Raw genomic sequence first — 22,455 nt, forward strand, 5'->3', positions numbered from 1 at the left:
CACCGAGGCGCAGCCTTCGCGAGCAAGCCCGCTCCCACATTCAACCGAGTTCTCTCAGGGGAATACGATCAAATGTGGGAGCGGGCTTGCCCGCGAAGAGGCCCGACCAGACAACACACAACCTCCAGACTCACCCAGAGGTAAACCTTTCCTACACAGCTCTTCGCTTGATCCTACCCCCCTGCAGGCCTAATCTAGCGCCACGCAAACGTTTCACCCCCTCGCGACATCGATACACCGCCACTCCATACCAAGGAGGTTCCCGAATGTTCGATTTCCACCCCCAGCTCAAGCAGCGCTTCGCTGCCTTGCGCACGGGCGCTGAATTCTTTTCGCTGCGTTATGTGCGCGAGTCCGGCCAGTACCTGTCGGTGCGCAAGAACGTCGCCGAACCGCCGAGCCTGAGCCGTGACGAAGGCGCGATGCTGACCGTTCGGGTCAACGGCGTCGAAGCCTATGCCGCGACCAACGACCTGTCCCAATCCGGCCTGCAAGCCGCGCTGGAGAAGGCCGAGCATCAAGCCCGTCGACTCAAGCCCCACGCCCTCCTCGACTTGCGCGAGCAAGCGGTCTCCAGCGACCGCGCCGACTATTTATCGCCCAACCTTGATCAGCCCTTCCCGTCCCTGAGCGATTGCTACCAAGTGCTCGGCGCCGAATCCGCCGCCGTGCCCAAGGACGAGCGCCTGGTGAACTGGCAGGCGAGCATCGGCATCACCCATGTCGAGCAAATCTACCTCAACAGCGCCGGGGCCGAATTGCGCCAAGCCCAGCGTTTCGTCTACCCGAGCATGGACGTCACCGCCTACGACGGCAGCGACAGCCAGACCCGTACCCTGGGCCGCGAGAACTTCGGTCAGCAGGGCGGCTTTGATGTGATCAGCCGTTGCGGCCTGATCGGCTCCGGCCCGAAAATCGCTGATCAGGCACTGCAATTGCTACTGGCGCCGAACACCCCGCAAGGCCCGCGCGACCTGTTGCTGATGCCCGACCAGATGATGCTGCAGATCCACGAGTCCATTGGTCATCCGCTGGAACTGGACCGCATCCTGGGCGATGAGCGCAATTACGCCGGCACCAGTTTCGTCAAGGCAGAAGACTTCGGCCGCCTGCAGTACGGCTCCGAACTGCTCAATGTGACCTTCGACCCGGACATCCCCGAACAACTCGCCAGCTACGGCCATGACGACGACGGCACCGCCGCCAGCAAGCAATTCCTGATCAAGGAAGGTTTGCTGCTGCGGCCATTGGGCGGCGCACTCTCGCAGTTCCGGGCCGGCCTCGACGGCGTGGCCAACAGCCGCGCCTGCGGCTGGAACCGGCCGCCGATCGACCGCATGGCCAACCTCAACATCGAGCCCGGCGATCAGCCGCTTGAACAACTGATCGGCAACATCGAACACGGCATTTTGATGAGCACCAACCGTTCGTGGTCCATCGACGACGCGCGCAACAAATTCCAGTTCGGTTGCGAATGGGGTCAGTTGATCGAAAACGGTGAACTCAAGGGCGTGGTGAAGAACCCGAATTACCGGGCGATTTCCGCGCAATTCTGGAAAAGCCTCAGCGCCGTCGGCGACGCCGGCACCTTCAAGGTGTTGGGTACGCCGAACTGTGGCAAGGGCGAACCGAACCAGGTGATCCGCGTCGGCCATGCGTCGCCGGCCTGTGTGTTCAGTAACGTTGATGTGTTTGGGGGAGATGCCTGATGAGTACATTAAAAGGTCAGGCCGAATCGTTTGAAACATTGGTCAACTGGTTGCGCGAAGCGATTCGCGAGCCTGAGCAATTCACCCTCAGCTACGCCGCCGAATCGTCGTCCTTTGTGCGCTTCAACCACGCCAAGGTGCGTCAGGCCGGGCAGGTGCAGCAGGCGAGCGTCGGTTTCAAACTGATCAACGATGGGCGCCACGCCGACCTCGACATCACATTGTCGGGCGATCCGGAAGTCGATCTTCAGCGTCTGGCCGAGGGGTTGCAGCAGTTGCGCGAAACCCTGCTGTTGCTGCCTCAGGACCCGTACCTGCTGCTCAACCATGATGACTGGCAGAGCAATAACGTGCAGGAACATCCGCTGCCGGATACCGAGCAGGTGGTCACTGAAATCACTCAGGCCGCCGAGGGGCTCGATCTGGTCGGTTTCTATGCCGCCGGGCCGATCAGTCGCGGCTTCGCCAGCTCCTCGGGCGCGTTCGGCTGGCATCAGGCCAATAGCTTCAACTTCGATTTCAGCCTGTTCCATGAAAACGGTCAGGCGGTGAAAGCCAGCTATGCCGGGCACGACTGGAACAGCGCCGGGTTTGCCCGGCGTTTCCAGCAGGCCCGCGAGCAGTTGGCGTTTCTCGGGCGGCCATTGCGCACGCTGGCGCCGGGTCAGTACCGCGCTTACCTTGCACCGGCGGCCCTGGAAGAAATCATGGGCATGCTCAGCTGGGGCGGGTTCTCGGCGCAGTCGATTGCCAGCAAGAGCAGTCCGCTGCAGAAGCTCTACGGTGGCGACAGTTCGTTCAGTTCGATGGTGTCCCTGGATGAAAAAGTCAGCGGTTCCCTGAGCCCGGCGTTCTCCGGTGAAGGTTATCCGCGCAGTGATCTGCGGCTGATTGTTGAGGGCAAGGCGGGTGAGCAACTGGTCGGTTCACGCAGCGCCGCCGAGTACGGCCTGACCGCCAACGGTGCTGGCGGCGGTGAAGCGCCAAGTGCGTTGAACATGGCAGCCGGCTCGTTGCCTGACGCCGAGATCCTCAAGCAACTGGGCACCGGTTTGTACATCAGCAACCTGTGGTACCTGAACTACTCCGACCAACCGGCGGCGCGCCTGACCGGCATGACACGGTTCGCGACCTTCTGGGTCGAGAACGGCGAGATTCAGGCACCGGTCAGCACCATGCGTTTCGATGACAGCGCCTACAGCCTGCTGGGTTCGCAGCTGGAAGCGTTGACCGAGGAACGCGAGCTGATGTTGTCGGCCAGCACCTACAGTCAGCGCAACACGTCTTCGGCATTGCTGCCGGGAGCGCTCGTCAGCCGACTGACCTTGACCCTGTAAACACAAAAACCTGTGGGAGCGGGCTTGCCCGCGAAGAGGCCATCAGCTTCAACATCAATATTGACTGATACATCGCCTTCGCGGGCAAGCCCGCTCCCACAGGTTTACCGTTACCTGACCAACTCACAAGAGGCCCCATGCCCAACCGCCCCCCCCTCGACGCCGTCACCGCCCGCTGGTTGCCATGGGTCGTGGCCATTGCCTTTTTCATGCAGTCCCTCGACGGGACAATCCTCAACACCGCCCTCCCCGCCATGGCCCGGGACCTGGCCGAAGACCCGCTGCGCATGCAGGGTGTGATCATCGCCTACATGCTCACCGTCGCCTTGCTGATTCCCGCCTCCGGCTGGATCGCCGACCGTTTCGGCACCAAGAAAATCTTCTTCGGCGCCATCCTGTTGTTCAGCATCGGCTCATTGCTCTGTGCGCTATCGAGCACCTTGAGCATGCTGATCGGCGCCCGGGTGATCCAGGGCCTGGGCGGCGCCTTGATGTTGCCGGTGGGGCGATTGGTAGTGCTGCGCGCGTATCCGCGCTCGGACCTGGTGCGGATCATGGGGTTCATCACCATTCCCGGCCTGCTCGGCCCGCTGATCGGCCCGACCATGGGCGGCTGGATGGTGCAATACCTGACCTGGCACTGGATCTTCCTGATCAACCTGCCGGTGGGCGTCATCGGCTGCTATGCGGTGTGGAAATTCATTCCCGACTTGCGCGGCAGCGAGCGCACCCGATTCGATAGCCTGGGCTTTTTGCTGTTCGGCATGGCGATGGTGCTGATCACCATCGCCATGGAAGGCCTCGGCGAACTGCATCTGCCGCACTTGCGGGTGATGTTGCTGCTGTTTGCCGGCATGGCCTGTCTGGCGGCCTATTGGCTGCGGGCCGGGCACATCGACAATCCACTGTTTGCGCCATCGCTGTTCAAGACCCGGACCTTTGCCGTGGGCATCCTCGGCAATCTGTTCGCCCGGTTGGGCAGCGGCGCATTGCCGTTCCTGGTGCCGTTGCTGCTGCAAGTGGCGCTGGGCTATTCGCCGTCACAGGCCGGGATGAGCATGCTGCCCCTGGCTGCGGCGGCGATGGTCGCCAAATCCGTGGCGCGGCCGCTGATCGAACGTTTCGGCTACCGCATCGTGCTGACCGGCAACACACTGGCGCTGGGGATCATGCTGGCGAGCATGGGCCTGGTCAGCGAGCAGACGCCGTATTGGCTGTTGCTGGGCCAGCTGGCGATTCTGGGGGCGATCAACTCCTTGCAGTTCACCGCGATGAATACCGTGACACTGATCGACCTCGACGACGCCAGCGCCAGCAGCGGCAACAGCTTGCTGTCGGTGGTAGCGCAATTGTCCCTGAGCCTGGGCGTGGCGTGCGCCGGTGCGCTGCTCGGCGGCTTCACGGCGGAGATGGGCAATGACGACGTGGACACGGTGTTGGGCGCGTTCCAGCTGACGTTTGTGACGGTGGGAGTCATGGCGATGCTGGCTGCAACGATCTTCTCGCAACTTTCACCGAAGGATGGCCGACGGATGGTCAGCCGCGAGCACGATATAGAGCACTGACCCGTAGCAGCTGCCGAGGCACGAGGCTGCGTTGGGCTGCGAAGCGGCCCCCCCGGGGCGGTCCTGCGGGCACGCAACGCAGCCTCGTACCTCGACAGCTGCTACGGCTATTCGTCCAGAATTTGCAGGTGCAGAGCTCGGGACTGATACACTGCGCGACATTTTGTTTTGCAGGCCAGTCCCGTGACCACCATCGCCACCGCTTTTAATACTTTGCCGCTGTCCGCCGCCATGCTGGCTAACCTCGACTCCCTCGGTTATGCCCAGATGACGCCGATCCAGGCGCAAAGCTTGCCGGTGATCCTCAAGGGGATGGACCTGATCGCCCAGGCCAAGACCGGCAGCGGCAAGACCGCCGCCTTCGGTATCGGCCTGTTGAACCCGATCAATCCGCGCTTCTTCGGTTGCCAGGCACTGGTCATCTGCCCGACCCGTGAGCTGGCCGACCAGGTCGCCAAGGAAATCCGTCGCCTGGCCCGTGCCGAAGACAACATCAAGGTGCTGACCCTGTGCGGCGGTGTGTCCTTCGGCCCGCAGATCGGCTCGCTGGAGCACGGCGCGCACATCATCGTCGGCACTCCGGGGCGTATCCAGCAACACCTGCGCAAGGGTTCGCTGGTGCTTCACGGCCTGAACACGCTGATCCTCGACGAAGCCGACCGCATGCTCGACATGGGTTTCTACGATTCCATCGAAGAAATCATCGCCCAGTGCCCGGAACGTCGTCAGACCCTGCTGTTCTCCGCCACATATCCGGTGGGCATCAAGCAGCTGGCCTCGAAGTTCATGCGCAATCCGCAGCAAGTGAAGGCCGAGGCGTTCCACGACGACACGCAGATCGAGCAGCGTTTCTACGAGATTTCCCCGGAAGAGCGCATGAGCGCGGTGACCAAGGTGCTCGGCCACTTCCGTCCGGCGTCCTGCGTGGCGTTCTGCTTCACCAAGCAGCAGGTTCAGGAAACCGTCGATCACCTGACGTCCAAAGGCATCTCCGCCGTCGGCCTGCACGGCGATCTGGAACAGCGTGACCGCGATCAGGTGTTGGCGATGTTCGCCAACCGCAGTACATCGGTACTGGTCGCCACCGACGTCGCCGCGCGCGGCCTGGACATCGATGCGCTGGACATGGTGATCAACGTCGAACTGGCCCGTGACTCGGAAATCCACATTCACCGTGTCGGCCGTACCGGTCGTGCCGGCGAGAAAGGCATCGCGATCAGCCTGGTCGCTCCGTCCGAAGCGCATCGCGCCCAAGCCATCGAACAACTGCAGAAGTCGCCGTTGAATTGGGATCAGGTGGATAACCTCACGTCCCAGGGCGGCGGGCCGCTGCTGCCGGTGATGAGCACGCTGTGCATTGGCGCGGGCCGTAAAGACAAAGTGCGTCCGGGTGACATTCTGGGTGCTCTGACCGGCGATGCCGGCATCCCGGGCGCCCAGGTCGGCAAGATCGCGATTTTCGACTTCCAGGCGTATGTGGCCGTGGAACGCGGGATCGCCAAACAAGCCTTGCAGCGCCTGAACGACGGTAAAATCAAAGGCCGTTCGCTGCGCGTGCGCATTTTATAAGAAGTCTTCGCCCCAACGAAGATTCCCTGTGGGAGCGGGCTTGCTCGCGAATGCAATCTGTCAGTCGGCATGAGTGTTGACTGACACACCGCTTTCGCGAGCAAGCCCGCTCCCACATTAGTTTTGTGGTGAAACAGAGAGGACACCGTTTTGCGCTCTACCGAAGTCGTGATCATTGGCGCTGGCGCCGCAGGGTTGATGTGTGCGCTGACCGCCGCCGGGCGCGGGCGCAAGGTGATGTTGCTCGACCACGCCAACAAGGCCGGCAAGAAAATCCTGATGTCGGGCGGTGGCCGCTGCAATTTCACCAACATGTACACCGAGCCGAGCAATTTCCTCTCGCAGAACGCGCATTTCTGCAAGTCTGCGTTGGCGCGTTACACCCAGTGGGACTTCATCGGTCTGGTGGCCAAACACGGCGTGCCATACCACGAGAAAAAACTCGGCCAGTTGTTCTGCGATAACAAATCCAGCGACATCCTCGACATGCTGCTCGACGAGTGCCAGCAGGTCGGCGTCAGCCCGCACCTGGACACCTCGATCCAGACCATCGAGAAGCTCGAAAGCGGTTACCTGCTGGATACCACGCTGGGCCAGATCACTTGCCAATCCCTGGTGATCGCCACCGGCGGCCTGTCGATTCCGACTCTCGGCGCCACCGGTTTCGGCTATCAGGTGGCCAAGCAGTTCGGCCACGATCTGCTGCCGACCCGCGCCGGCCTCGTGCCGTTCACCATCACCGATCAGCTCAAGGAGCTTTGCACCGAGCTGTCCGGCACGTCGGTGGATTGCCTGGTGAGCTGCAACGACCAGAGCTTTCGCGAGAACATCCTGTTCACCCACCGCGGCCTCAGTGGCCCGGCGATTTTGCAGATTTCTTCGTTCTGGGAATCCGGCGACACGGTAGAGATCAACCTGATGCCGGATCACGACGTACCGAGCTGGCTGCAACAACAGCAGGTCGAACGCCCCAACAGTGAGCTGAAAACCCTGCTCGGTGAAATCTTCACCAAGAAGATGGCCAACCTGCTGGCGGACAACTGGTTCGTCTCCAAACCGATGAAGCAGTACACCCACGCGGAAATTGCCGACATCGCCGAAAAACTGGCGAGCTGGAAAGTCGTGCCGGCCGGCACCGAGGGCTACCGCACGGCCGAAGTGACCCTGGGTGGCGTCGACACGCGCGAGGTGTCATCCAAGACCATGGAATCGCTGAAGAGCCCCGGCCTGTATTTCATCGGCGAAGTGCTCGACGTCACCGGGCATCTAGGCGGTTTCAACTTCCAGTGGGCCTGGGCCTCCGGTTACGCCGCCGCGCAATTCGTCTGACAAACACAAATTAAATGTGGGAGCGGGCTTGCTCGCGAAGGCGGTCTGACGGTCGATAGAGATGTTGAATGTACTGGCCCCTTCGCGAGCAAGTCGGATCGCCGCACCGCCGCTCCCACATTGAATTTATGGTGACTGGTCAGGAACAGATTTTGCTGTCTGATGTGATCGGCGCCATTGCGTCGGCGTCATTAGTGGCTCAATTTAGCGTCATTGCCTCGGAAGGCCTTCGCACTTCATGTCATCGACCACATTTCGGCAGTCTCTGCGTCGCCTCTGGGCGCTGGATAAATTCAGTTACAGCGTGCGGGTGTTCATTGCCCTGACCGGCACCATGGCGCTGTGTTGGTATCAAGATGAAATGGGCCTGCTGATCCCGTTGTTCCTGGGGATCATCGCCAGCGCCCTGGCCGAAACCGACGACAGTTGGCAGGGCCGCCTCAACGCACTGGCCGTGACGCTGGTGTGTTTTATGGTCGCCGCCCTGTCCGTCGAACTGCTCTTCCCCTACCCCATCCTCTTTATCATCGCCTTTGCCCTGGCCAGTTTCTGTCTGACCATGCTCGGCGCGCTGGGCGAGCGTTATGGGGCGATTGCTTCGGCGACGCTGATTCTGTCGGTCTACACCATGATCGGCGTGGACCAGCGCGGCGGCGCAGTCACTGATTTCTGGCACGAGCCGGTGCTGCTGGTGGCCGGTGCGGCCTGGTATGGCTTGCTCTCGGTGCTGTGGCAGGCGCTGTTTTCCAACCAGCCGGTGCAACAGAGCCTGGCGCGGTTGTTCCGTGAGCTGGGTTATTACCTGAAGCTGAAATCGTCACTCTTCGAACCGATCCGGCAACTGGACGTGGAAGCGCGCCGCCTGGAACTGGCCCAGCAGAACGGTCGGGTGGTGGCGGCCCTGAACACCGCCAAGGAAATCATTCTGCACCGGGTCGGCGATGGCCGGCCGGGCGCGAAAGTCAGCCGTTACCTGAAGCTGTATTTTCTCGCCCAGGACATCCACGAGCGCGCCAGCTCCTCGCACTACCCTTACAACGCGCTGGCCGAGGCGTTTTTCCATAGCGACGTGCTGTTCCGCTGTCAGCGCCTGCTGCGCCAACAGGGCAAGGCGTGCCGCGCGCTGGCCGAATCGATCCAGATGCGCCAGCCGTTCATCTATGACGCCAGCTTCGCCGAAGCCCTGAGTGACCTGCACGCCTCTCTCGAGCACCTGCGCATCCAGAGCAATCCGGCGTGGCGCGGCCTGTTGCGCTCGTTGCGGGCATTGGCCGCCAACCTCGGCACCCTCGACCGTTTGCTCAGCGATGCCAGCAACCCCGATGCGCTCGCAGATGCCACCGACAGCAGCCTGCTCGACCGTTCGCCACGCAGCCTCAAGGATGTGTGGATTCGCTTGCGCACACAGCTGACGCCAACGTCCTTGCTGTTCCGCCACGCCCTGCGCCTGCCCCTGGCGTTGAGCATCGGCTACGCCATGGTGCATTTGATCCACCCCTCGCAAGGTTACTGGATCATCCTCACCACGCTGTTTGTCTGTCAGCCGAACTACGGCGCCACCCGCCGCAAACTGGGCCAGCGGATCATCGGCACCGCCATCGGCCTGACCGTGGCCTGGGCACTGTTCGATCTGTTCCCGAACCCGTTGATCCAGTCGAGCTTCGCCATCGTTGCCGGGGTGGTGTTCTTTACCAACCGCACCACCCGCTACACCCTGGCGACTGCCGCCATCACGATCATGGTGCTGTTCTGCTTCAACCAGGTGGGCGACGGTTACGGGCTGCTCCTGCCGCGACTGTTCGATACCCTGCTCGGCAGCCTGATCGCCGGGCTGGCGGTCTTCCTGTTTCTGCCGGACTGGCAGGGTCGACGCCTGAACAAAGTGCTGGCCAATACCCTGACCTGCAACAGCATTTACCTGCGCCAGATCATGCAGCAATACGCCGCTGGTAAAAGCGATGACCTGGCTTACCGCCTGGCCCGACGCAACGCGCACAACGCCGATGCCGCGTTGTCGACGACGCTGGCCAACATGCTGATGGAGCCGGGGCACTTCCGTAAGGAAGCCGATGTCGGGTTCCGTTTCCTGGTGTTGTCACACACCTTGCTCAGCTATTTGTCGGGCCTGGGGGCACACCGTGAAACCCAACTGCCGTCGGACGTGCGAGAGCACTTGATCGACGGCGCCGGCGTGAGCCTGGCCGCCAGCCTCGACGAAATCGCCCAGGGACTGGCGAGCAAACAGCCCATTGCGATTCAGAGTGACGAGGAAGAAGCGCTGGCCAATACGCTTGAACAGATGCCGGATGAAATCGATGAAGGGCAGCGCCTGGTGCAGACGCAACTGGCGTTGATCTGCCGGCAACTGGGGCCGTTACGGACGTTGGCGGCGCATTTGATCAAGGACACCAGCGAAGCCTGAGAGGTGTCGTGTCTGGGCGGGCCTCTGCGCGGGCAAGCCCGCTCCCACAAGGTTCTGCTGTGAACCACTGTTTTGTGGCCCACCACCAAAACTGTGGGAGCGGGCTTGCCCGCGAAAGCGCCGGCTCAGATACCGCAGGCCTTGCAGATCACATCCCATGCTGCCTGAGCAACTTCTCATAACTCCCATCAGCCTTCATCGCCGCGATCTCACGATCGAAACCGGCGACGATCTGTTCATGCTGCGGGTTCTTCAGGCTCACCAGAATATGCAGGCTGTTTTCGCTCAACGGCTTGGGCAAGAACTCCACGGCATTGCGCACTTTGGCTGATTCCCGCGCGAGGTAATACCGGGCGACGAACTCGTCTTCGAGGGTCAGTTTGACCCGATCGGCCGCGACCATGCGCACGGCCATGGCGAAGTTATGCACCGGGATTTTCTGCAGCGACACGTCATCGTCGAATTCGTGCGAATAGGCATAACCGCGCACCACCGCTATCGGGTAGGTGTGCAGCTGTTGCAGGTTGTTGTATTCGATTGGCGTGTCTTTGCGCTTGAGAAAGCGCACCCGGTTGAGCAGGTATTCATCGGAAAACTGCCCAAGCTTGGTGCGCTCGTCGGTGTACCAGGCGTTGACCAGTACGTCATAACGCCCTTCACCTACTCCAAACAAGGCTCGCGCCCACGGTACCTGTTCGAAATCACTGGCATAACCGGCCCGGGCCAGCGCGGTGCTGACGATGTCGGTGGCCAATCCGCCATTGACCAGCGTGGCATCGGTAAAGGGTGGCCAGGCGTCGGCTACCAGACGCAGTTTTTCCGCTGCCTCCGCCTGTGTCAGCAACAGCAATCCAATCAAAGCAAACGCTCGATGCAATCGCGGCATGCCAGAAATCCTTAGCGGGCGAGCTGCCCGACGTGTTTTTCAGCCAAAACTCCAGGGTCCCTTTACCGGCGAAACCCAGGTCCTAACATTAGCTCATTGAGGCCATTGCACAGCGCTTCATCGCAGATTACACAAAGAAGACAATCTCGCGAGAAATGAATGATGGCACTTTGGCCTTCATCACAGATTTCTCTGCCATAAAGACATACCCCCATCAGGGCGCTTAGTATCGGAACAACGTTGTTCAAGGAATGTGAAGATGACAATCGATTGGGTCTGCAAACACCACAGCGATCTGGGCAAAGAGCAGCTGTACGCCATTTTGCAGTTGCGCGCCGAGGTGTTCATCGTCGAGCAAAAATGCGCTTATCAGGACGTCGATGGTCAGGACCTGGAAGGTGACACTTGCCATTTGATGGGCTGGGACGGGGATCGGCTGGTGGCCTACCTGCGATTGCTCGACCCAGAGTTGCAGGGCGGCGATGTAGTGATTGGCCGGGTGATCATCGCACCCGCGGCACGCGGCGCCGGGCTTGGGCATGAATTGATGAACCAGGCGTTGAAACAGGCCGAGAAGCACTGGCCCGAGGTGCCGATCTACCTCTCGGCCCAGGCACATTTGCAGGGGTACTACGGGCGGTACGGGTTTGTGGTGGTGGGTGAGGAATACCTGGAGGATCAGATTCCGCATATCGGGATGCGCCGCCCGTAAGGGCCCCTTCGCGAGCAAGCCCGCTCCCACACTGGAACTGAGTTCACAGGACTAATGTGGGAGCGGGCTTGCTCGCGAAGGCGTCGTCTGCAACACCGCAAAATCTCAGGGATACTCCAGCACCGCTTTGATCTGCCGCAGATTACGCTCGATCCACCCCCGATCAATCGCCCCCCACTCGCGAATCCGATAGCGCCCCGCATGGTTGCGCGCGCCCTCCTCCTGCTCGAATTCACAAATGATATCCAGGTCCGCCAACGCCGCGATGGTGTCCTGAGCCGTGCGTCGGGGCATGCCGGTCACTTCGGTCAATGCAGGGACGTTACTGGCCAGCCCGCTGTCGATCAGGTACGCCACATACAATCGGCGGTAGAAGCTGCTCTTGGTCTTGCTCACGTCCATCCATGCGCTCCCGATTAATTAGCAGATTTGTTCAGTGCATATCCCGCCACGTCAGGTACACCCGCAAATCGAACTCCACCTGGTGGTACCCCGGCAACATGTGTTCGCACAGTTTGTAGAACGCCTTGTTGTGATCCGACTCTTTGAAGTGCGCCAGCTCATGCACCACGATCATCTTCAGAAACTGCGGCGCCGCGTCCTTGAACAGCGAGGCGATGCGAATTTCTTTCTTGGCCTTGAGCTTGCCACCCTGCACCCGTGAGATCGCGGTGTGCAGACCGAGCGCGCGGTGGGTCAGGTCCAGGCGGTTGTCGAACAACACCTTGTCGATGGCCGGCGCGTTACGCAGGTATTCCTGCTTGAGGTCCAGGGCATAGGCGTACAGCGCCTTGTCGCTCTGCACCCCGTGTTTTTCCGGATAGCGCTGGCTCAGGTAATCGCCCAGCCGACCTTCGGCGATCAGTTGGCGCACCTGGTCCTGCAATGCGGGGGGATAGGCCTGGAGGTATTTCAACACGGTCATTGGGAGCGGCAACATGCGTCACGAAAAGGTCGCCAGTGTAGCGAATTCAACTCGTCAGCGCGCTCCAGTCGAACGGCTCGACAAAGTGACCGGTGTCCTCGGCCATCAACGGCCGCGCCACCAGAAAGCCCTGCACATACTGGCAACCGTTGGCTTGCAGCCATTCGTATTGCGCCACCGTTTCAACCCCTTCGGCGATCACCAGCAGACCCAGCCGCTTGCACAGGTCGATCACACTGTATGCCAACGCCGCATCCCGTTCGGACCCCGGCAGCCGGGCGATCAAATGCCGGTCGAGCTTGAGCGTGTCCAGTTCCAGGTCGCGCAAGTGCGCCAGCGAACAAGCACCGGAGCCGAAATCATCCAGCGCCACCCGCACCCCAAGATTGCGCAGCAATCGCAGTTGTTTGCGGGTCTCGTCGGGGTTGGACATCAAGGCCTCTTCCGTGACCTCGACTTCCAGCTGCCGCGGCTTCAAACCATGGCGCTCCAGCACCTGACGCAGCTCGGTGACCAGATTGGGCAAACCGAATTGCGTACTGCTCAAACTGACGCCCAGCACCAGATCTTCGGCAAACAAGGTTTCCCAGGCTTTTCGCTGTTTGGCCCCGCGATGGTAAATCCAGCTGCCCAGGCGACTGATCAACCGCGCCTCTTCCAGCAACGGCAAAAACAGCCCCGGCGGTACATCGCCGACACTGGGATGCTGCCAGCGCAGCAACGCCTCGAAGCCGCGAATCTGCCCATCGGCAATGGCCACCTGGGGCTGATAAACCAGGTTGAAATCACGGTTCTCGATAGCTGTACGCACGCTTTCTTCGAGCATCAGCCGCGAACGCGCCCGGCCGTTCATTTCGTGATCGTAGAAGCGATATTGCTGACGCCCGGCGCGCTTGGCTTCGTACATGGCAATGTCGGACGCCCGCATCAACCCGTCCAGATTAGCCCCGCAATCGGGATAAGTGGCGATGCCGATACTGGCGCCCAAGGCGATGTCCATGCCTTCGATCTGCTGACAGATCGACACCCGCTCGATGAGTTTCTCGGCAATTTTTGCCGCCTGTTCGGGAAGTTCAAGATCCAGCAACGCAGTGAACTCATCGCCGCCCATCCGCGCCAGAATATCGAAGGGCCGCAGGCAAGCTTTCAACTGCTCGGACACCCAGCGCAGCACCCGGTCGCCGGCATCGTGGCCGAGAGAATCATTGACCCGCTTGAAACCGTCGAGGTCCAGGTACAACAGCACCCAGGAGCTGTCGGAGCGCTCACCGCGCAGCAGCAGGTTTTCAACAGTCTGGTAGAACCCTCGCCGATTGAGCAGCCCGGTCAGTGGATCGGTCACTGCCTGGAACTCAAGCTGCTGATGCAGATGGTGCACCACCGACATGTCCAGCACCGTCACCACCATCGCATGCTGTTCGGCGGGTAACGGCGCGCAGGACAACGCCACCGGCACTTGCTGACCGGGCGCGGTCCGCAGCAGCGCGTCGTGCAGGCGCAGGGTCTCACCGCGTTTGTAACCGGCAAACAGCTCGGAATCGGCCCAGATCGGGATGTGCGGTTTTTGCAGGAAATCCAGAAACTCCTTGCCTTGCAGGTCATACACCGTGGCATTGAGCAGGCGCGACATCGCCGGGTTGGCGAAGCGAATCAGCCCGTCCTCACTCACCACCAGAATGCCTTCGGCCGCATTGTCCAGCACCGAGGCATTGAAGGCTCGGGCCACCTCAAGATCATGACTCAGCCGCTGCAAGGCGCGGCGATTACGCTGGTGCTCGAGCAGGGCCTGGACTTTGGGTTTGAGAATTTGCGGGTCGAACGGCTTGAACAGGTAATCCACCGCGCCACTGGCGTAGCCCTTGATCACCGCGTCCTGGGACTGTTCGTTGGCGGTGAGGAAAATGATCGGTGTGAGACGGGTTCGCTGGCTGCCACGCATCAGACGCGCCACTTCGAAACCGTCCATGCCCGGCATCTGCACATCCAGCAGCACCAGGTCGACATCGTGTTCGAGTAACAGGCCAAGGGCTTCAAAACCGGAAGCCGCGGTCATGACCTGCCAGTCCTGGCGTTGTAACAACGCGCGCATGCTGATCAGGTTTTCAGGGTAATCATCGACAATTAAAAGGATTGAGTTGCCTTCAGCTGGCGTAAGTTCTGCGCATTCCATGCTGCATCTCTTGTTCGGGACGTCAGGCCGGCTTTTGTTAAAACCGGTCACATATTGCGACTTCACTCTAGACCCGGATCCGGGAAAGCAGAAGCCGCTGGTATCCCATCACTTCGGTAAAGTTTCATATAGCCGACTAACGGTCAGTCCTGCAGGCCTTATAAACCGGGAAGGATGGCATTTCGACAGGTTGTTGACGCCAATCATCTGCCAGACGGGCATTAACAAAGCGGCCTTCTACGCTTATAAAGACCCCCCCGAAGGCGCGAGCTAGAGCTTCTGGCACGCACGTGCAGTAAAAAAAGTGGAAGCTTGAATTATGATCGATCTCGCAACCTGGAACCTCAGCGTTCCTGTCGGCAGCCCGCCGTACACCGTCGAAACAGCCAAGCTGGTAGACGGCTTCAAGGATCAATACTTCCACTCCGACACCGGTACTTTATTTTTCTGGTCCCCGGTCACCGGCTCCAAAACCGAAAACGCGATCTACCCGCGCACCGAACTGCGCGAAACCTACAGCAATGGCACGCTGAAAAACTGGTACTACCCCGACGCAGACAACTTCCTGCGTGCCACCCTCTCGGTCAGCCAGGTGCCCAGTTCGGGCAAGATCGTCATTGGCCAGATCCACGCCTTCAACAGCCAGAAGCCCATGGTGAAGGTCGAGTATCAATACAAGGACTACAGCGCAACCGGCAACATCGTCGCCAAAGTCCGCATGCACCCCGACGACGACACCGCCCGGGTCATCACCATCGCCACCGGCGTGAAACTCAATCAGGAATTCTCCTACCTCATCCACCTCAGCCGGGGCGGTGCATTGGGCATCAGTGCGGCGGGGTACCAGTGGGATACCGACATCAGCACGATGTGGCGTGATAAGCCGCTGTACTTCAAGGCCGGGGTTTATGTGCAGGACAACACCGGGTACACCACTGAAGGCGGGGAAGTGACGTTCAGCAAGCTGGATATCGATCACGATACGTAATCCCTGAAAGACCGCAGGAATCCACCCTTTATGGCGAGGGAGCTTGCTCCCTCGCCATAGGTTCTTTGTGTCCAACGCCATCTCTTCTCTGATTGGCATCAGGCCTCACTTAAACGCCCACGTTTAAAGACACTCAGCGTTACTTCATGAGGCCTACAACGGCTTGCGTCACCGCCTACAGGTACGCCAGAATCCGCCGGCTTGTGCGTCTGGGAGGCCATCGGTAACTTGATTCGTGTCACTGATTCGCAGTGATCGGGTTTAGTAGCCCGTGGTTTCGAGCTTGGTGCACAAGCATCTGTCAGTCAGGGATTTCGATTCCTGCGCTTGATGGTAACTGTGCGCAGGGCACCTTCGGGTGCGCCGGCTTGCTCGAAACCCCGGTCTACTAACCTGCGTACAGTTGCCTCCACTTTGATTAGTAGCCAGAGAGGGGCACTCCAATCAGGTTTCGAGCAAATGACTAAATCAACGCCGCATCCGCCGGTCACAGACCCGGCATCCCCCTACGAATCCCCCGATTCAAAAAAATTCCACGAAGCCGCCGAGCGCGCCCTCGACCATTACCTCAACCCGGCCGCCAAAATCATGGCCACCACCCACGAACCCGAGCCCATGTACCTCGCCAATCCGAAGTACAACACCGAAGCGCTGCTGGCCAACGCCAGCGAAACACTCGGCTCGGCCACCACCATGCTCAACAATTTCGCAGCATTGCTGGAGACCTCCCATCGCAAGACCCTGTTGGGCATTGCGCAAGTGGTCATGCTCGGTGAACTGGCGGTGAATCAAGCGTTGGATCATGTCGAATTGAAGGAGTAATCGCGGCTCGGTTGGTGCAAGGTGAGCAAACTTTCTTCCAATGAAAAAACCCGCCTCTCGGCGGGTTTCTTATCAACGCAGCTTAACGCTCGGGCTTAGTTAACCTCGATCCCCGTGTCGCCGATGGCCGTGGACTTAAATACGACGTAGATAAAATGTTGCGTATACGCTACATTTAGCTATAAATGTTACTGAAGCGGAACATGGATTATTTTCTGTTGATCAGCCGTCTTGGCAACCAAATACGCGAAAAACGTATAAATCGCGGTCTGACGCAAGCACAGCTTGCCGACCTCGCGGGGCTGACACGATACAAAGTCATCGCAGTAGAGAAAGGTACTCTGTCTGTCGGCATGATCGCCTATGCGCGCGTCCTTGGCGCTCTGGATTGTGAGCTTGCTGTCGTTCCAGCTGCTATGCCGACCCTTGAAGAGCTTGGGGATTTATTCGAATGAAGATGTCCTCTCTCAAAGTCAGCACGCCTGAGGGGCGTAGCGGCAGGCTTTTCAGCGATGCCGAAGACTTCACATTCCGTTATCACGACGATGCATCGCCAGAAATGGCTATCAGCTTGTCGATGCCAGTAAGGCATAACGAGTTTCGTCGGCGCGAACTCCATCCTGTTTTTCAGATGAATCTGCCGGAAGGCTATGTATTGGAGCAACTGCGCAATCGATTGGCCAAGACCGTGAATGTCGATCCGATGCTTTTGCTGGCGCTTTCCGGCAGCACTTCGCCCATTGGCAGGGTGCAAGTGCGGTCTGAAACGGTTGACGCCTTGCTGGAGGAGCAACAATTTCCGGGGGAGAAACTCGAAGAGATTCTGACATGGGACGGCACGGAGGATATCTTCGCCGACATTCTTGATCGCTACATCCTGCGTGCCGGCATTTCCGGCGTTCAACCCAAAGTGTTGGTACCGGAACGCCTGGAAACCGGATTATCACGGGTGACATCGAAAACCTCGGACCTGATTATCAAAAGTGGCCGAGACGAATTTCCCGGTCTGGCAATCAACGAGTTCCTTTGCATGTCCATTGCGAAGGAGGCCGGTATTCCCGTTCCGCCGTTTTACCTTTCCGATAATGCCAAGCTGTTTGTCATGCGTCGCTTTGATCGCGACGACCAGCTCAACCCAATTGGATTTGAAGACATGGCGGTGTTGATGGGGCTATCGGCTAACCAGAAGTACAGCAAAAGCTATGCGGCAATCGCCAAGGCTATTCGCGTGTTCTGCCCGACTAAACATTTACGCACCTCCCTTGATCAACTCTTCGATAGCGTTGCTCTGAGCTGTATTGTCGGGAATGGCGACGCTCATTTGAAAAACTTCGGATTGCTCTATTCCGATCCTACGCAACGCGATGCACACCTGGCGCCGGCCTACGACATCGTTAACACCACGGCCTATATTCCGGAAGATGTTTTGGCTTTGGATCTGGCGGGCAACAAGTCAATGTTTGCCTCGCGGCAAGGACTGCTTGAGTTTGCGCACACCTGTGAGATCGAGCGACCTCAGGAGCGCATTCAGCAATTGCTTGCCTCGGCTGAAGCAGTACTTGAACGCTATCCTGAGTATCGGGAACAGGCGCCTCATGTGGTCAGTGCCATTGAGCAAGCGGCAGCGCCATTTTCTATGACTTTTGGGTAGTTATTGCGCGCAAAAATCCCCGCCCAGAAAAAACCCGCCTCTCGGCGGGTTCTTCACAACACGGGTCAAACTCTAAGGCTTAGTTAACCTTGGCGTTCAACTCGCCTTTCAGGTAACGCTGGAACATCGCTTCCAACGAAATCGGCTTGATCTTCGAAGCATTACCGGCAGTACCAAACTGCTCATAACGCGCAATACACACGTCACGCATCGCAGTCACAGTCGCGCCGAAGAATTTACGCGGGTCGAACTCGCTCGGGTTGGTGGCCATCAGGCGACGCATCGCACCGGTGGACGCCAAACGCAGGTCAGTATCGATGTTGACCTTGCGCACGCCGTGCTTGATGCCTTCGACGATTTCTTCAACCGGTACGCCGTAGGTTTCTTTGATGTCGCCGCCGTACTGGTTGATGATCGCCAGCCACTCTTGCGGAACCGAAGACGAACCGTGCATCACCAGGTGGGTGTTCGGGATGCGTTTGTGGATTTCCTTGATGCGGTCGATGGCCAGCACGTCGCCGGTAGGCGGCTTGGTGAACTTGTAGGCCCCGTGGCTGGTGCCGATGGCGATGGCCAGGGCGTCGACCTGGGTCTTCTTGACGAAGTCCGCGGCTTCTTCCGGGTCGGTCAGCATTTGGCTGTGATCCAGAACGCCTTCGGCGCCGATGCCGTCTTCTTCACCGGCCATGCCGGTTTCCAGCGAACCCAGGCAGCCCAGCTCGCCTTCCACCGATACGCCGCAGGCGTGAGCCATGGCCACGGTTTGTTGGGTAACGCGAACGTTGTACTCGTAGTCGGTCGGGGTCTTGCCGTCTTCGCCCAGGGAGCCGTCCATCATCACCGAGCTGAAGCCCAGCTGGATGGAGCGCTGGCAGACGTCAGGGCTGGTGCCGTGGTCCTGGTGCATGCACACCGGGATGTGCGGGAATTCTTCGATGGCCGCCAGGATCAGGTGACGCAGGAACGGGGCGCCTGCGTATTTGCGAGCACCGGCCGAAGCCTGGACGATCACCGGGGAGTCAGTCTTGTCAGCGGCTTCCATGATGGCGCGCATCTGCTCAAGGTTGTTGACGTTGAAGGCTGGAACGCCGTAGCCGAACTCGGCTGCGTGGTCCAGCATCTGGCGCATGCTGATAAGTGCCATTGTGTGTGTCTCTCCCGGTTGAGGGTCGTTAATCGTGCCAGCCTGCCGTAGCGGCGGCTATTCAAGTTATTGCAGATCGGGGGTTGGCCCGGGCTGCGGATTCGGTGATGCAAATTCTCAAACTACACAGGAACCCTGTGGGAGCGGGCTTGCCCGCGAATGCGGTTTCACATTCGACGTTGATGCAAGCTGACCCAACGCCTTCGCGAGCAAGCCCGCTCCCACATTTAGATCTGCTTCCACATTGGATCTGTGCTGTATCAACTTCGTGTCTTACTGCGCTTTACAACCGCGGCCAATCAAATCATTGGTGGCGACCCAGTACACCAGGCCTTCCTCACCCTTTATGTGAAACGCCAGCATGTCGTTGCTATACAGCGAACCTTCAACGCCCGGCTCAAGCTTCAGGCGGTAGACCTGATCGGCGCCGCCCAGGCGAACGTCGACTTCCTTGCGGCTCACATCAGTGTAGCGCCAGAGCACTTTGGCCTGGCTGTCGCAGGTCCAGGTGGTCCAGCTGTCCGCTGGCTTGGCAGTGTTGAACAGGTTCAAATTGGCGCAACCTGCCAGCAATGCCAATGCCGCAACGGCAATAAAGCGTTTCATCCGTGTTCCTCGACCGACGGCGCACGCCGCCAGCCTTGAGTTAAAGAGTCAGACCCGTCAAGGGCAGCCATGTTCCTTGGCCGGGGTCTGTGTCTCGTATTTGTCCAGGCCGTCGGGCCCGGAACGCTTGTTGATCACCGGGTTGGTTTCCGCTTGCCAGTCGGCCTGATAGCAGCCTTTATCTGTCGCGGAAGGCGCGGGCTCCGGCGTGGCTTTCGGGTTACTCCCGCAAGCCGCCAGCATGCCCGCGGCGATCAACAGCATTAATGTCCTGACCATGTGAACACTCCTTTGCCTGGTCAAATGGGCGACCTCAGGCCTTGGCCCGGCTTTCCAGGACTTCAACGGCCGGCAGCACTTTGCCTTCGACAAACTCGAGGAACGCGCCGCCGCCGGTAGAAATGTAGGAGATTTGATCGGCAACGCCATATTTATCGATGGCCGCCAGGGTGTCGCCGCCGCCGGCGATGGAGAACGCTGAACTTTCCGCGATGGCCTGGGCCAGCACTTTGGTGCCGTTACCGAACTGGTCGAATTCGAACACGCCCACCGGGCCGTTCCACAGGATGGTCTTGGACGACTTCAGCAGCTCGGCGAAATTCGCCGCGGTCTGTGGGCCGATGTCCAGGATCATGTCGTCTGCAGCCACGTCGGCGATCAGTTTGACGGTGGCGGTCGCGCTTTCAGCGAATTCCTTGGCGACCACCACGTCCACTGGCAATGGCACGCTGACTTTCGCCGCGATTTCACGAGCGGTGTCGAGCAGGTCCGGCTCGTACAGCGATTTGCCAACCGGGTGACCGGCAGCGGCCAGGAAGGTGTTGGCGATGCCGCCACCGACGATCAGCTGGTTGCAGATCTGGCTCAGGCTGTTGAGTACGTCGAGTTTGGTCGACACTTTGGAGCCCGCAACAATGGCGGCCATTGGCTGGGCCGGGGAGCCCAGGGCCTTGCCCAGTGCGTCCAGTTCGGCGGCCAGCAACGGGCCAGCAGCGGCGACTTTGGCGAACTTGGCCACGCCATGGGTCGAGCCCTCGGCGCGGTGAGCGGTGCCGAAAGCGTCCATCACGAACACGTCGCACAGGGCGGCGTATTGCTTGGCCAGTTCGTCGGCGTTCTTTTTCTCGCCCTTGTTGAAACGCACGTTTTCGAACAACACGATGTCGCCGGCTTTCACGTCGACGCCGCCCAGGTAATCGGACACCAGCGGCACTTCGCGGCCCAGGGCCTTGCTCAGGTAGTCAGCCACTGGCTTGAGGCTGTTCTCGGCCGAGAACTCGCCTTCGGTCGGACGGCCAAGGTGCGAGCAGACCATCACGGCCGCGCCTTTTTCCAGGGCCAGCTTGATGGTCGGCAGCGAAGCCAGGATACGCGCATCGCTGGTGACAACACCGTCCTTGACTGGGACGTTGAGGTCTTCGCGGATCAGTACGCGCTTACCTTGCAGATCGAGGTCGGTCATCTTCAACACGGTCATGGGTCGCATTTCCTGAGTTACAGTTTCTGAGAAACAGGGAGTGGAGAAGCTGTTTGCAGATAGTGTTCTGCTACGTCCAGCATTCGGTTGGCAAAACCCCATTCGTTGTCGAACCAGGCCAGGATGTTCACCAGCCGTGGGCCGGAAACGCGGGTCTGACTGGCATCGACGATGGCCGAATGGGGGTCATGATTGAAATCACAACTGGCGTGAGGCAACTCGGTGTAGGCCAGAAGGCCTTTGAGCGGGCCATGGGTGGCGGCCTCGCGCAGAATCCGGTTGACCTCGGTGGCGTCGGTATCACTTATGGTCTGCATCGTAATGTCGAGGCAAGACACGTTAACCGTCGGCACCCGCACGGCTTTGGCCTGAATTCGCCCGGCAAGTTCCGGCAGCAGGCGTTCAATGCCTCGCGCCAGACCAGTGGACACCGGAATCACCGACTGGAACGCCGAACGGGTGCGGCGCAGGTCTTCGTGGTGATAGGCGTCGATCACCGGCTGATCGTTCATCGCCGAGTGGATGGTGGTGATCGACACGTATTCCAGACCAATGGCCTGATCCAGCAGACGCAACAGCGGCACGCCGCAGTTGGTGGTGCAGGACGCGTTGGACACCAGCAGTTCGTCGCCGGTCAGGCAATCCTGGTTCACGCCGTAGACGATGGTGGCGTCGACATCCGCCTCGCTGGCCATCGGTTGGGAAAACAGCACCCGTGGCGCACCGGCGTCGAGAAAGCGCTGGCCATCCTGACGGGTGTGATAAGCGCCGGAGCACTCCAGCACCAGATCGACGCCCAACGACGCCCAATCGATGCCTTCGGGGGTGGCACTGCGCAGGACCTTCACGCAGTCGCCCTTAATATGCAGACAATCGCCCTCAACCCTCACTTCACCGGGAAACCGCCCGTGAGTGGAGTCGAAGCGTGTCAGGTATTCGATGCTGGCCATGTCGGCCAGATCGTTGATCGCGACAATTTCAAACCCAGCCGTCGAGCCCCGCTCGAACAACGCACGCAAGACGCAACGACCAATCCGGCCGTAGCCGTTGAGTGCAACTTTGTAAGGACGCGGTTGAGGCATGGGGTTCTCGATTCCCTGGGTGAATCCGTCAGTGCAGCATTGACAGGTCCGACGCCTTCGC

Annotated in this window: 20 protein-coding genes; 11 read left to right on the plus strand and 9 right to left on the minus strand. The window is 59.8% G+C overall.

What is annotated here, in order from left to right; genetic code table 11:
* Window positions 1–266: 266 nt before the first annotated feature.
* From PSH64_RS27930 to yccS, 6 genes are all read left to right on the plus strand, one after another.
* Window positions 267–1,709 carry a TldD/PmbA family protein gene (locus tag PSH64_RS27930; protein WP_305479262.1) on the plus strand — a complete coding sequence of 481 codons (1,443 nt, stop codon included), beginning with the start codon at window positions 267–269 and terminating at the stop codon, window positions 1,707–1,709.
* On the plus strand, window positions 1,709–3,046 hold the full coding sequence (locus PSH64_RS27935; protein WP_305479263.1) for a TldD/PmbA family protein: 1,338 nt from the start codon (window positions 1,709–1,711) through the stop codon (window positions 3,044–3,046). Before PSH64_RS27930 ends, PSH64_RS27935 begins: the two co-directional genes overlap by 1 nt.
* Before the next feature lie 137 nt (window positions 3,047–3,183).
* Complete coding sequence (mdtD, locus tag PSH64_RS27940; RefSeq protein WP_305479264.1) at window positions 3,184–4,611, plus strand: multidrug transporter subunit MdtD; 1,428 nt, start codon at window positions 3,184–3,186, stop codon at window positions 4,609–4,611.
* A gap of 231 nt (window positions 4,612–4,842) precedes the next feature.
* Window positions 4,843–6,180, plus strand: a complete 1,338-nt coding sequence (gene dbpA, locus PSH64_RS27945) for an ATP-dependent RNA helicase DbpA (protein ID WP_305481216.1) — start codon at window positions 4,843–4,845, stop codon at window positions 6,178–6,180.
* A gap of 150 nt (window positions 6,181–6,330) precedes the next feature.
* Window positions 6,331–7,509, plus strand: a complete 1,179-nt coding sequence (locus tag PSH64_RS27950) for an NAD(P)/FAD-dependent oxidoreductase (protein ID WP_305479265.1) — start codon at window positions 6,331–6,333, stop codon at window positions 7,507–7,509.
* A gap of 238 nt (window positions 7,510–7,747) precedes the next feature.
* Window positions 7,748–9,931: a YccS family putative transporter gene (gene yccS / locus PSH64_RS27955; protein ID WP_305479266.1), complete on the plus strand. Its 2,184-nt coding sequence runs from the start codon at window positions 7,748–7,750 to the stop codon at window positions 9,929–9,931.
* Window positions 9,932–10,079: 148 nt separating this feature from the next.
* Here yccS and PSH64_RS27960 read toward each other — a convergent pair whose 3' ends face one another.
* On the minus strand, window positions 10,080–10,817 hold the full coding sequence (locus PSH64_RS27960; protein WP_105340869.1) for an ABC transporter substrate-binding protein: 738 nt from the start codon (window positions 10,815–10,817) through the stop codon (window positions 10,080–10,082).
* Window positions 10,818–11,076: 259 nt separating this feature from the next.
* Here PSH64_RS27960 and PSH64_RS27965 point away from each other — a divergent pair, with 259 nt between their 5' ends.
* Window positions 11,077–11,529 (plus strand): GNAT family N-acetyltransferase, encoded by a 453-nt coding sequence (locus PSH64_RS27965; protein ID WP_305479268.1) that lies wholly within the window; start codon window positions 11,077–11,079, stop codon window positions 11,527–11,529.
* 105 nt (window positions 11,530–11,634) lie between these two features.
* Here the strand turns inward: PSH64_RS27965 and PSH64_RS27970 are convergent, their stop codons facing one another.
* From PSH64_RS27970 to PSH64_RS27980, 3 genes are read right to left on the minus strand one after another with little or no spacing between them, the layout of a single operon-like run.
* Entirely contained in the window at window positions 11,635–11,931 is a 297-nt protein-coding gene (locus PSH64_RS27970) for a winged helix-turn-helix domain-containing protein (RefSeq protein WP_305479269.1), read from the minus strand.
* A gap of 31 nt (window positions 11,932–11,962) precedes the next feature.
* A complete protein-coding gene (locus PSH64_RS27975) occupies window positions 11,963–12,454 on the minus strand; it encodes a M48 family metallopeptidase (RefSeq protein ID WP_305479271.1) in 492 nt (163 codons plus the stop codon).
* A gap of 46 nt (window positions 12,455–12,500) precedes the next feature.
* On the minus strand, window positions 12,501–14,624 hold the full coding sequence (locus tag PSH64_RS27980) for a bifunctional diguanylate cyclase/phosphodiesterase (RefSeq protein ID WP_305479272.1): 2,124 nt from the start codon (window positions 14,622–14,624) through the stop codon (window positions 12,501–12,503).
* Between the two features lie 319 nt (window positions 14,625–14,943).
* Between PSH64_RS27980 and PSH64_RS27985 the strand changes: the two genes are divergently transcribed.
* From PSH64_RS27985 to PSH64_RS28000, 4 genes are all read left to right on the plus strand, one after another.
* Window positions 14,944–15,612: a polysaccharide lyase family 7 protein gene (locus PSH64_RS27985; RefSeq protein WP_105340864.1), complete on the plus strand. Its 669-nt coding sequence runs from the start codon at window positions 14,944–14,946 to the stop codon at window positions 15,610–15,612.
* 459 nt (window positions 15,613–16,071) lie between these two features.
* Window positions 16,072–16,434 carry a DUF6124 family protein gene (locus tag PSH64_RS27990; RefSeq protein ID WP_305479274.1) on the plus strand — a complete coding sequence of 121 codons (363 nt, stop codon included), beginning with the start codon at window positions 16,072–16,074 and terminating at the stop codon, window positions 16,432–16,434.
* Window positions 16,435–16,637: 203 nt separating this feature from the next.
* Window positions 16,638–16,889 carry a helix-turn-helix domain-containing protein gene (locus PSH64_RS27995; protein ID WP_064620880.1) on the plus strand — a complete coding sequence of 84 codons (252 nt, stop codon included), beginning with the start codon at window positions 16,638–16,640 and terminating at the stop codon, window positions 16,887–16,889.
* On the plus strand, window positions 16,886–18,085 hold the full coding sequence (locus PSH64_RS28000) for a type II toxin-antitoxin system HipA family toxin (protein ID WP_305479275.1): 1,200 nt from the start codon (window positions 16,886–16,888) through the stop codon (window positions 18,083–18,085). Before PSH64_RS27995 ends, PSH64_RS28000 begins: the two co-directional genes overlap by 4 nt.
* A 79-nt stretch (window positions 18,086–18,164) precedes the next feature.
* Here the strand turns inward: PSH64_RS28000 and fba are convergent, their stop codons facing one another.
* The 5 genes from fba to epd form a co-directional block, all read right to left on the minus strand.
* Window positions 18,165–19,229 carry a class II fructose-bisphosphate aldolase gene (gene fba / locus PSH64_RS28005; RefSeq protein ID WP_018928755.1) on the minus strand — a complete coding sequence of 355 codons (1,065 nt, stop codon included), beginning with the start codon at window positions 19,227–19,229 and terminating at the stop codon, window positions 18,165–18,167.
* A gap of 273 nt (window positions 19,230–19,502) precedes the next feature.
* Window positions 19,503–19,835 (minus strand): MliC family protein, encoded by a 333-nt coding sequence (locus PSH64_RS28010; protein WP_305479276.1) that lies wholly within the window; start codon window positions 19,833–19,835, stop codon window positions 19,503–19,505.
* A gap of 57 nt (window positions 19,836–19,892) precedes the next feature.
* A complete protein-coding gene (locus PSH64_RS28015) occupies window positions 19,893–20,114 on the minus strand; it encodes a hypothetical protein (RefSeq protein WP_105340860.1) in 222 nt (73 codons plus the stop codon).
* A gap of 34 nt (window positions 20,115–20,148) precedes the next feature.
* Complete coding sequence (locus PSH64_RS28020; RefSeq protein ID WP_105340859.1) at window positions 20,149–21,312, minus strand: phosphoglycerate kinase; 1,164 nt, start codon at window positions 21,310–21,312, stop codon at window positions 20,149–20,151.
* Between the two features lie 17 nt (window positions 21,313–21,329).
* Window positions 21,330–22,394, minus strand: a complete 1,065-nt coding sequence (gene epd, locus PSH64_RS28025) for an erythrose-4-phosphate dehydrogenase (RefSeq protein ID WP_105340858.1) — start codon at window positions 22,392–22,394, stop codon at window positions 21,330–21,332.
* Window positions 22,395–22,455: the final 61 nt, after the last annotated feature.

It is taken from the genome of Pseudomonas sp. FP1742, assembly GCF_030687145.1.
Taxonomy (GTDB): Bacteria; Pseudomonadota; Gammaproteobacteria; order Pseudomonadales; family Pseudomonadaceae; genus Aquipseudomonas; species Aquipseudomonas frederiksbergensis_D.

Coding starts and splice junctions, on each gene's coding strand:
- PSH64_RS27930 (WP_305479262.1), top strand. CDS start 267: ATGTTCGATTTCCACCCCCAGCTCAAGCAGCGCTTCGCTGCCTTGCGC.
- PSH64_RS27935 (WP_305479263.1), top strand. CDS start 1,709: ATGAGTACATTAAAAGGTCAGGCCGAATCGTTTGAAACATTGGTCAAC.
- mdtD (WP_305479264.1), top strand. CDS start 3,184: ATGCCCAACCGCCCCCCCCTCGACGCCGTCACCGCCCGCTGGTTGCCA.
- dbpA (WP_305481216.1), top strand. CDS start 4,843: ATGCTGGCTAACCTCGACTCCCTCGGTTATGCCCAGATGACGCCGATC.
- yccS (WP_305479266.1), top strand. CDS start 7,748: ATGTCATCGACCACATTTCGGCAGTCTCTGCGTCGCCTCTGGGCGCTG.
- PSH64_RS27960 (WP_105340869.1), bottom strand. CDS start 10,817: ATGCCGCGATTGCATCGAGCGTTTGCTTTGATTGGATTGCTGTTGCTG.
- PSH64_RS27965 (WP_305479268.1), top strand. CDS start 11,077: ATGACAATCGATTGGGTCTGCAAACACCACAGCGATCTGGGCAAAGAG.
- PSH64_RS27970 (WP_305479269.1), bottom strand. CDS start 11,931: ATGGACGTGAGCAAGACCAAGAGCAGCTTCTACCGCCGATTGTATGTG.
- PSH64_RS27975 (WP_305479271.1), bottom strand. CDS start 12,454: ATGACCGTGTTGAAATACCTCCAGGCCTATCCCCCCGCATTGCAGGAC.
- PSH64_RS27980 (WP_305479272.1), bottom strand. CDS start 14,624: ATGGAATGCGCAGAACTTACGCCAGCTGAAGGCAACTCAATCCTTTTA.
- PSH64_RS27985 (WP_105340864.1), top strand. CDS start 14,944: ATGATCGATCTCGCAACCTGGAACCTCAGCGTTCCTGTCGGCAGCCCG.
- PSH64_RS27990 (WP_305479274.1), top strand. CDS start 16,072: ATGACTAAATCAACGCCGCATCCGCCGGTCACAGACCCGGCATCCCCC.
- PSH64_RS27995 (WP_064620880.1), top strand. CDS start 16,638: ATGGATTATTTTCTGTTGATCAGCCGTCTTGGCAACCAAATACGCGAA.
- PSH64_RS28000 (WP_305479275.1), top strand. CDS start 16,886: ATGAAGATGTCCTCTCTCAAAGTCAGCACGCCTGAGGGGCGTAGCGGC.
- fba (WP_018928755.1), bottom strand. CDS start 19,229: ATGGCACTTATCAGCATGCGCCAGATGCTGGACCACGCAGCCGAGTTC.
- PSH64_RS28010 (WP_305479276.1), bottom strand. CDS start 19,835: ATGAAACGCTTTATTGCCGTTGCGGCATTGGCATTGCTGGCAGGTTGC.
- PSH64_RS28015 (WP_105340860.1), bottom strand. CDS start 20,114: ATGGTCAGGACATTAATGCTGTTGATCGCCGCGGGCATGCTGGCGGCT.
- PSH64_RS28020 (WP_105340859.1), bottom strand. CDS start 21,312: ATGACCGTGTTGAAGATGACCGACCTCGATCTGCAAGGTAAGCGCGTA.
- epd (WP_105340858.1), bottom strand. CDS start 22,394: ATGCCTCAACCGCGTCCTTACAAAGTTGCACTCAACGGCTACGGCCGG.